Genomic DNA, 10,137 nt, shown 5'->3' on the forward strand with positions numbered 1-10,137 from the left:
GTTCGAACCAGAAGGTGGTATGCGTTGTAAACGGATTGGGATAATTCAATACGTGATCCAACGCAAAATTCTGTTCGCTAATCACCCTGAAATTGAGGGCGGTTTCTCCTGAGTTATTCGCTGCATCCCAGGCTTTTATGCTCAATGTATGCGACCCGGGCGCTAATACCGGCAATTGAAAATGCACCATTCCCTGCCGGAAATTATTCAGGTCGGCCTCGTAAAACTCGTTCAGTACATATTGGTTTTTTTGATCATTATCAAGAACTGCTACCAGGTCGTGCCCGATACCCGTTCCAAGTATATTTATACCGGATGAATCGGCCAGTTTTAAGATCAATAAGGGCCGGTCATTGGTAATGCTGCCGTTCACAAACTTCTCGTCATTTAAATACGCTTTTATCGACGGACCGAGGGGGTCCACCACCCCATTTCCTGAGCCGCCAATGATTATATTGGTTAAAACCCCATTTCCGTCTTTTGTACCATTATCGCCGTAGTAGCTGATCTTACCGTTGCCGTACTGGTAACTGATGTCCTTGGGAACAATAAAACTGAAGGAGAACCGGCCATTGCTAACGGTAGCCTTTCCCTTGAAAAGGATATTTTTTTGCATTTGAACCGGCACCGGTATACTGGCGGCATCGTTGCCCAGGGTGTTTACCGTTTGTGCTTTATCGAAAATGGTGGGATAAATGGTGCCATTAAAATCATTGAGGGGGGTGCCGGCGTTGTCCTGTACCGTGCCGCTTATAGTGTACTCCGATAATGCTTTTAAGGTATCGGGTGTGTTGGTCACTGCATTCCCATTTATACCAGTAGTTTTTATTCGGTAAACGGGGAAGGCCAGCGTAAGGGCCGGGTCGCCCAGCAGGGTGAATTTGCGGTTGTTCACTACATCGCTGGAGAAGTTATAGGTAAAGTTCTTGGCATCGCGCACGGCTTCGCCCAGGCTGCGATAGCTGCTATCGGCCCTTTTTTGAAAGGCTGTTTTTAAATAATTCTCATTCATCACCTTGTTGCTGAAGGCAAATACCACCCGGGTGGTGGCCATAAGGGCGATGGCCCCCGTTTTTTCGCGCAGCAACAGGTTTTCGCCTATTGAACTTATTAACGGATTGTCGTAGGGCGCCACATCGCAGGTGGCGGTAATAAACAGCGGCAGCTTGTTGGGGTTGTTGAAGGAATTAATAATATCCTGATCCAGCACCACCTCTTCTGCCAGCCGGCGGTAACTGCCGTGGCCTGAATAATTCCATAACAGGGTACCGCTGAATATTTTATTGTTGATAGCCTGATTTACAGCGGGATAGCGGCTTCCGGCCGAATTGCTTTCCTGCGGAAAGGCATCCAGGTAAATTTTATCGATATTCTCCTGCGGGGAAGTGGCCAGTACGGCCTGCGTCATGGTTTCGGCATCGTTCAGGTGCAGGTTATTGTCTTCGTCATCGGCGATAAAGGTGCATTCGTTGCGCCAGGGACCCAGGCTTTTTGTGTCGTTGTAAGCAATGATCTTGTCGACCATGGCCTGCGCTTCCCGTTCGTTCTGTGCGGGAATTCTGCCAATGCCAAGATCCAGCAGGTTGGTAGCCGTTCCGTTGATGTCGTCATTATCGCCCAGGAAACCAAAAAAGTCGTCGGAGGTATAAGTGGCTAACGGGTCAAGGGAGGTGGGGCTTTCCCAACAAGGCACCAGGTTGGTATTGTTGCTGATTCGGGTGTGGTAATCGAAGGAAGCATCGCCGAAAAGCAGCAGGTATCTGGGGGCTTTGGTTGAATCGCCGCCAGCCCGGTCGTAATACATTTTTACAAAATCGCGCAGGGCCGTTGGGTCGGGTGAACCGGATGAAAATTCATTATATACCTGGTTTACGGTTACTACCAAACTGGAAAGGTTATCGCGCTGCTGGTGATACTGCGCCAGCCGCTGGGCCTGGCCCAATAACCCCGGAGATGTAATAATAATATATTGAGGTATGGCGCTGCCATGCAGATTCTGATTGGGTACCCGGCCTCCCATGCCCGGCGTTAAAAAGCCATTGGTAGTAAAGGCGATGTATTCATGCAGGCGGCTGCTTTCATTCACAAACCGCCAGTCGGCCCCATTCAGGCTGCCAGGTATTTTAACCGGTTCCAACCCATTGGTAACATCCCACACCTGCATATCGGCGGTGGCATTTTTAATAATGAAGCTGCTTACTTTTCCCGGGCCCACGCTGTTCCAGTCGCGAAATTGCAGCTGGTTGATGCCGTTCATATTCAGGTCTACCCGGGCCAGGATCTCCACCCAATCTAACCACCCCTGACTACCGGCACTGCCGGGCGTATAATCGAACCGGACAGCAAGCGGGTTTTGCGTGGTGCTGAAGGTGGCCGATGACTGGGCTGCGGTGGCAAAAGCATCGTATAAACCGGTACCGGTGGCAGGCAGGTTTATTTGCATAGCCGACTGGTTATTAATGCTTACTGTAAAGCGGCTGTCGGTGCTGAAGGAGCGGGCCACACAGGCTGCCCTGATGGTGGCCGCATCGGGCTGCACATTAGGCATGTTCACCGAATAGGTATGGGTCAATGCCTTGCCGCCGTTGTTTGAATATTCTTCTCCATACCACTGGCGGCCACTGCTCAGGAAGTTCACCGTATCCAGTTCATAAAACCAGTTACGCGTGGCCTGTGTTACGGTAGTGTTGGGTGCAGCGGTGATAGTAGCCGTTGTTATTCTTTTACCGTTCTGACCAATGACGAGGTAATACCATGAAGTATCGCTATATATATTCTTTTGATGATAAAAGGTCTTGTTGAGGGAATCCTTCGTCCAGGCGTGCGGACCTGCCGCGTAAAAGAGAATATAATCTGAACCGTTCAATTGGCCATCGCCGCCGTCTTCCACCCAGATGGCGTTCTCCACCAGGTCGTCGGGTACGGTGTTCATTGGTTTTTCGGGCAACATTTGTCCGCCATTTCCATACAGCTTTACCCCCGAAGTGGTGAGTCCGGACGTATTTATGCCAAGGGAGGTTAGGAACGGGAGGTCGATTTTGTAAATACCGGGGGAAGTTGTACTTATTTTATACCAATTACCCATCGCCAATACAGAATTGGCCGTATATGAACGTTGAGACAGAACCGGCACAGGCATGACTAACAGAAAGGTCATGACAAATATGCCCGCCATCATAAGGTGGATAAAAGGTCTACCGTGCATTGGGTCAAAAATAGTTCATTTTGTACCATGATACCCGGCGGAACTATGTACCGGGTAAAAAATAATCCTGCCCCAAACGTACCCGGCTCAATTATTGAATATAGTGGAAAACACGGATAAAAGCCCATAGTGGTTTTGGCAAATTAACTATGCTTAAACAACCTGTTACACAGGCTGTTTTACTAAAAACCGGTATATTCGCCATCTCTATAGTTTTGTGGAAAAGCAAATCAAAAAGAGATACAATATTTGAAATGTAATAGCGTTTAACCTTATTGAACTAAAGGCAAAAGTCATCAAAATGAATTTGAAAAACCTATTTATCGTATTATCCTGCGCAGCCGCGGTAACTGCCTGTAAGTCCAACAAGAAAGAGAAATCTGACGTTACTGGTTGGAATTACAATGACAAAAACATGGGCGGATACCAGGTATCCCGCGAGAAGGAACAACGTACTGGTCCCGGACTGGTATTTGTTCAGGGCGGTACCTTTACCATGGGCGCCACAGAAGAAGATGTTATGGGCGACTGGAATAACATTCCCACCCGTAAAACAGTAAACTCCTTTTACATCGACCGTACCGAGGTTGCAAACATTCACTATCGTGAATATTTGTACTGGGTAAACACGGTTTTTGATGGTGATGAATATAAAGATGTACGCAATGGTGCATTGCCCGATACCCTGGTATGGCGCAGTGAACTGGCTTACAACGAGCCTTTGGTTGAATACTACTTCCGCCACCCTTCTTACAACTACTATCCTGTAGTAGGTGTAACCTGGAGACAGGCTCATGACTTTTGTTTATGGCGCAGCGATCGCGTAAACGAAAAAGCTTTATACGACAAAGGCTTTATTAATAAAACTGCACTTAAAAATCTGCAGGGCCAGGGTCAGGAATCGTTCAATACCAAAGCTTATTTGCTTGGTTTAACTACTCCTACTCCCGGTAACCAGGTTCGTTCTAAAAAGAACCCTTTAAAGAACCCCAATGGTACCCCCAGAACTACAGTAACTTTCGAAGATGGTATCCTGTTACCGAACTACCGTCTCCCGACAGAAGCTGAGTGGGAATATGCCGCTATGGGTCTGGTTGGTCAAAATCCCAACCCCAGCAAAAAAGAAGGCAAACGCGGTGAGGAGTTAATCACTAACAAACAAGTATTTGCCTGGACACAAAATGTAAACGGTTTGCGCGATAGCCGCCGTGGTGCATGGCAAGGTACTTTCCTCGCTAACTTCAAACGTGGTAATGGTGATAACATGGGTGTGGCCGGTGGTTTGAACGACCGCGCCGTATACACTGCACCGGTTACTTCGTTCTTCCCCAACTCATTTGGCTTATATAACATGTCTGGTAACGTGAGCGAGTGGACTGGTGACGTTTACCGTCCGCTGTCACCCACCGATAATGATGATGTATCTCCTTATCGTGGTAACCACTTCCAGAATGTTTACAAGAATAAAGATGGCGAGTTTGAAAAAGACAGTCTTGGTCATGTTAAAACAGTATATGTAACTGACGAAGAAAGCAAAAACCGCCGCAACTATCAAAAAGGTAACGTAATCAACTATCTGGATGGTGACTCAGTAGTTGCTGGTGTTGGTTATGGTGAAACTGATGCTGCATTGAACAAAGCTGCCGGCCGTGGTTACGGACAAACTACTTTAATCAGCGATAAATCCCGGGTGATTAAAGGTGGTAGCTGGAACGATCGTCCTTACTGGTTAAGCCCCGGTACACGTCGTTTCTTAGAAGAAGATCAGGGTAGCTCTACTGTAGGTTTCCGTTGCGCAATGGATCGCCTGGGTAGCCCTGAAGGTAATGGCCGTAAAACCGGTATCAATTACCCCACAAGACGTCAAAATACCAGAAAACGATAATCGGTTTTTCAAATTCTTACAAAGAGCCTTCCGACTAAGTCGGGAGGCTTTTTTGTTTTTGGTGACCAGTTAACCCGTCAACTCGTTAACCTGTTAACTTATGAACCGGTTAACCTAAATTTGTATTATGACCATTGCTCAACTCTACAAAATATACCGGCAATATCCTTCGGTACAAACCGATACCCGGAAGCTGAAAACAGGCGATATATTTTTTGCATTAAAAGGCCCCAATTTTAACGGCAATGAATTTGCCCCGGCTGCACTGGCGGCCGGCTCGGCTTATGCCGTGGTTGATGATCCCGGCCTGGCGGACACCGATAGCCGTATTATTGTTGTTGACGATGTGCTCACTACCCTGCAGCAACTGGCCAAACACCATCGCCAGCAGTTTAATATTCCCTTTATCGCCATCACTGGCAGTAATGGTAAAACCACCACCAAGGAACTGGTGTATACTGTTCTTTCGGCTGGTTATAAAACCTACACCACCCAAGGCAATCTGAATAACCATATTGGTATTCCCCTTACTATTTTATCGGTAAAAGACGATGCGGAGATGGCCGTGATTGAAATGGGCGCCAACCACCTGCGGGAAATTGCCAGCTATTGTGAATACACCCTGCCCACGCATGGCATTATTACCAACTGCGGTAAAGCCCACCTGGAAGGTTTTGGCAGCATTGAAGGCGTTCGTAAAGGCAAAGGAGAGCTATATGATTACCTGCGCGCCAATAACGGCACCGTGTTCGCCATGTGGGATTATGATTACCTGCAAACCATGAGCAAAGGCATAGCCACGGTAATTAAATATGGCACTATTAATACAACCGATCTACAGGGCGCCATTCAACAAAGCGAGCCCTTCCTCACCGTTTCTATTGTAAAAGGCGCTCATATCCCCGTTATTCAAACCCAGCTGGTGGGCGCTTATAACCTGCCCAATGTACTGGTGGCCGTAACTGTAGGTAAACATTTTAATGTGCCTGATGAAAAGATAAAAACGTCTATTGAACATTATACACCTTCCAACAGCCGCTCACAGCTGATTGAAAAGAATGGCAATAAATTTATCCTCGATGCCTATAATGCCAACCCTACCAGCATGCGGGCCGCCATCGAGAACTTTGCCAATATACAGGCGAACAATAAAGTATTGATGCTGGGTGGCATGGCCGAACTGGGCGCCGAAAGCTTGCAGGAACACGAGGGTATTATAAACCTCATAAAACAACACTCCTGGAAAGCCGTGGTGCTGGTGGGTGGTGATTTCCTGAAACTCGATCATCCTTTTTTTAAAATGGCCAACTCCACAGAAGCGGCAGACTGGTTTAAAGGACAGTCCTTTACTGATACGTATTTTCTGATCAAGGGATCGCGCAGTATGCAGATGGAGAGGGTTTTGGGTTAACGAGTTGATGAGTTGATCTCAAAAGGCATGCTCCATATGCAGCTCCTGCACCTCGTATAGCAACTGCCGTTGCCGGGCTTCTTTTTGATGCAGCCAGTTCATTTGCAGGTTACGTAAAATGTGCTGTTCTTCGGCACTGCATTTATCAATATAACTGGGTTGCAGCAACGAAATGGCCAGGCACTGATCGTTAAAATCGCCCAGCCTGGACGCCATATCGTTTAGTTCTTTTTCGCTCATCCAACCCTGGAAGGGAAACGGTACGCCCCCCTCTTTTTCGAAGATGCGGGTGCAGTACATAATATCCTTTATTTGTTTGCGAATGGCATGCAGGTCTTTTTCGTTATCTGCCGCCAGCAGTAAAATGTGAATGGCTGCTATTTTTTGATGCATAAACTGTTTAACAGTATCATCCTGCAACTGACGTGGTAATTCTTTTATAATGCCCTGCAGCGTTCTTTTGAAATGCATGATCTCAATGGCATGCACCGTTTGTTCTTTATAAGTAAATATCTGCCGGCGCCAGCGATGCATACAATCCGGCAATTTTTCAGTTAGCCCGGCATCGTGTATTTCGGCGAGGAATAATTGCCAGTCTCTTACGTTACCGCCATGATGATACAACGATTTCAACTTATAGGGAATGTGCAAATGACCGGCATCTTTTTCCAATTGAAGCAGCCGTAAAAATGCCCGCACCTTTTTATAATTGACACGCAGGTCATGGATAGCTGACTGATCGAAAGATCCGGGCAGCTTTTTGCTGTGTTTTTCAATATTGCTGATGTGTTTATCAACCACCTGTTCCAACGCCTCCCTTTTCATAAGCCCAATTTTACATAAGTTACGATTTTCTGAGGGGTTGATAAAAAACAACGGGTTGGAGAACCAACCCGTTACCAGCTCAATTTTTAAAACTTTTTATTATGAAAAAGAATCAGTCCTAAAGTTAATCTACTATTTATGTTTATACTATGATAGCAGACATTGAAATACATGATTCACGTCACCACTCTTCATTAACATTTCTCTAATGCCTGACGAATGTCATTAATGATATCATCGACGTGCTCCAGCCCTACAGAGATGCGGATGAGGCCCGGGGTAATGTTAACGGCCTGTCTCTCCCCTTCGGTAAGTTTGGCGTGGGTGGTGCTTGCAGGGTGCGATGCAATACTCTTTGTATCGCCCAGGTTAGCTGTTAACGATAACATTTTCAGGCTATCCAGAAACTTACGACCGCTTTCCAAACCGCCAGCCAGTTCAAAACAAACAATACCGCCGCCGTTCTTCATTTGCTTAAGGGCAATGCGGTGCTGGGGATGACTGGGCAGAAAGGGATACTTCACATTTTTGATCTTTGGATGTCCTTCGAGGGCTTTGGCCAGCTGCAGGGCATTGTTGCCATGACGTTCCATACGCACATCGAGGGTTTCGAGGCTCTTGCTAAGCACCCAGGCATTGAAGGGTGATAAGGCAGGACCGGTACTGCGGCAGAACAAATAAATATCTTTAATGAGTTCTTTTTTACCCACTATAACGCCGCCGAGCACACGTCCCTGGCCATCGATCCACTTGGTGGCAGAATGCACTACCAGGTCGGCGCCAAAGTCGATAGGACGCTGATTTACCGGGGTGGCAAAACAATTGTCGACGTTTAAAAGCAGGTTATGTTTTTTGGCTACTGCTGAAGCGGCTTCCAGGTCAACGAGCTCGAGCCCGGGATTGGTAGGCGTTTCGATATAGATCATTTTGGTATTAGCCTTGATGGCCTTTTCCCATTCTTCCGGTTTATCGGCCGGTACATAGGTATATTCAATGCCAAATTTGGGCAGGTATTTGGTGATGACGGTATGGGTGCTGCCGAAAATGGCGTTGCAGCTGATGAGGTGATCGCCACTTTTTAACAAGGCCATAAACGAGCCAAAGATGGCGCTCATGCCCGATGAGGTAGCAAAGCCAGCTTCAGCGCCTTCAAGGGCCACCATTCTATCGATAAACTCCTGTACCGAGGGATTGCTGAAACGGCTGTAAATATTATCATCCGTTTCATCGGCAAAAGCAGCCCGCATATCTTCGGCATTATCGAAGCAAAAGCTGCTGGTTAAGAACATGGGGGAAGAATGTTCCATTTCATTGGTACGGTCGGTTTGAATGCGTATTGCTTTGCTTATTGGATGCATGAACTAGTTTATGGTTTGTTGTTAAAGAATAGCGTAAAGAACCCTGAAGAGTGCGACGCAACGGAAGGCGATAGTAGCACTATCGCCGGCTCCCCAAAAGTATTTATACTCCTCTTAAGCCTTCTGGCCCTGGTTTACCCGTACTTCCCATTTAAGATCGCCACCGGCGTGACGCAGGGTTTCGGCCACGGAGCAATATTTATCCATCGACAGCTCGCAGGCGCGTTTGGCTTTGTCGGGGTCAATATTTCCGGTGAGTTCGAATACGATGGTAACATTTTTCCAGATGGAGGGTTCCTTGCCGGCTTCGCGCTCCCCTTCTATTTTCATGCTGAACCCTTCAATGGTCTGGCGCTGCTTTTTCAGAATACTCACGATATCGATGCCGCTACAGCCGCCCAGGCCCATCAGCAGCATTTGCATGGGCCGAACGCCGAAATTGGTGCCGCCACCCTCAATGCTGGTATCCAGACGTACGGTGTGGCCATTAGCATCTTTCGCTTCAAATCCATAATCCCCATCGACCCTTTCCAATTCAATTTTTATCATGGTAAAGATTTTTGCAAATGTAATTCATGCAGGCATTTACTTTGCACCCTTAATTATTAGCCAGGGGCCAATGAAGCAATTTGAATATAACAGACCTTTCAAACTCGAAAACGGGCAGGAACTGCCTTCATTAACCATTGCATATCATACTTATGGGACGTTAAATGCCGAAAAAAACAACGTAATATGGGTATGTCATGCACTTACCGCCAACTCCGATGCGGCCGACTGGTGGCAGGGAGTGGTGGGAACCGGCTGTGTAATTAACCCCGAAACGCACTTTATTGTTTGCGCCAATATACTGGGTAGCTGTTACGGCACCACAGGTCCATTGAGTATCAACCCGTTAACCGGGAAGCCCTGGTTGCACCAATTTCCGCTGATCACCATCCGCGACATGGTGAACGCCCATATCTTACTGCGGAAGCACCTGGGCATTGAGGCCATTCACCTGCTTATGGGTGGCAGCATGGGCGGCTACCAGGCCATGGAATGGAGCATTCTGGAAAAGGACGTGATTAAAAACCTGTTTTTGCTGGCTACCTCCCCCGCCGAGAGCGCCTGGGGCATTGCCATACACGCCACCCAACGACTGGCCATCGAAGCCGACTGCACCTGGCAGCAGAATACTCCCGAAGCCGGACAAAAAGGCCTGAAGGCCGCCCGCGCCGTGGGCATGCTCACCTACCGCAACTATGGCATTATGGTGCAAAAGCAAACCGATAGCAATACCGAGAAACTTAATGACTATAAAGCGGCCTCCTACATCAATTACCAGGGCGAAAAACTGGTGAAACGCTTTAACGCCTACAGTTACTGGATGCTTACCAAGGCCCTTGACACCCATCAGATTGCCCGTGGCCGCGGCGGTGATGTGGAAGCCGTACTGCAAAGCATTGAACAA

General features: G+C 47.6%; 7 protein-coding genes. 3 read left to right on the forward strand and 4 right to left on the reverse strand.

What is annotated here, in order from left to right:
* A partial coding sequence (gene porU / locus ACJ751_RS06720; RefSeq protein WP_407744608.1) for a type IX secretion system sortase PorU occupies positions 1–3,205 on the reverse strand: 3,205 nt, incomplete at its 3' end.
* Positions 3,206–3,506: 301 nt separating this feature from the next.
* Here porU and ACJ751_RS06725 point away from each other — a divergent pair.
* The gene (locus tag ACJ751_RS06725; protein WP_407744609.1) at positions 3,507–5,090 is read left to right on the forward strand and encodes an SUMF1/EgtB/PvdO family nonheme iron enzyme; all 1,584 of its coding nucleotides are present in this window, start codon (positions 3,507–3,509) and stop codon (positions 5,088–5,090) included.
* Between the two features lie 127 nt (positions 5,091–5,217).
* Positions 5,218–6,501: a UDP-N-acetylmuramoyl-tripeptide--D-alanyl-D-alanine ligase gene (gene murF / locus ACJ751_RS06730; RefSeq protein ID WP_407744610.1), complete on the forward strand. Its 1,284-nt coding sequence runs from the start codon at positions 5,218–5,220 to the stop codon at positions 6,499–6,501.
* Positions 6,502–6,519: 18 nt separating this feature from the next.
* On the opposite strand, the gene ACJ751_RS06735 is transcribed toward murF, so the two are convergent.
* The 3 genes from ACJ751_RS06735 to ACJ751_RS06745 all read right to left on the reverse strand — a co-directional run bounded on the left by ACJ751_RS06735 (position 6,520) and on the right by ACJ751_RS06745 (position 9,233).
* A complete protein-coding gene (locus ACJ751_RS06735) occupies positions 6,520–7,326 on the reverse strand; it encodes a CHAD domain-containing protein (RefSeq protein ID WP_407744611.1) in 807 nt (268 codons plus the stop codon).
* Between the two features lie 194 nt (positions 7,327–7,520).
* The gene (locus ACJ751_RS06740) at positions 7,521–8,684 is read right to left on the reverse strand and encodes an O-succinylhomoserine sulfhydrylase (RefSeq protein ID WP_407744612.1); all 1,164 of its coding nucleotides are present in this window, start codon (positions 8,682–8,684) and stop codon (positions 7,521–7,523) included.
* A 114-nt stretch (positions 8,685–8,798) separates the two neighbouring features.
* Complete coding sequence (locus ACJ751_RS06745; protein ID WP_407744613.1) at positions 8,799–9,233, reverse strand: OsmC family protein; 435 nt, start codon at positions 9,231–9,233, stop codon at positions 8,799–8,801.
* Between the two features lie 70 nt (positions 9,234–9,303).
* On the opposite strand from ACJ751_RS06745, the gene metX reads away from it, so the two are divergent.
* On the forward strand, positions 9,304–10,137 hold an 834-nt coding region (gene metX / locus ACJ751_RS06750), incomplete at its 3' end, for a homoserine O-acetyltransferase (RefSeq protein WP_407744614.1).

The sequence above is a fragment of the Niastella sp. genome, assembly GCF_045805085.1.
Taxonomy (GTDB): domain Bacteria; phylum Bacteroidota; class Bacteroidia; order Chitinophagales; family Chitinophagaceae; genus Niastella.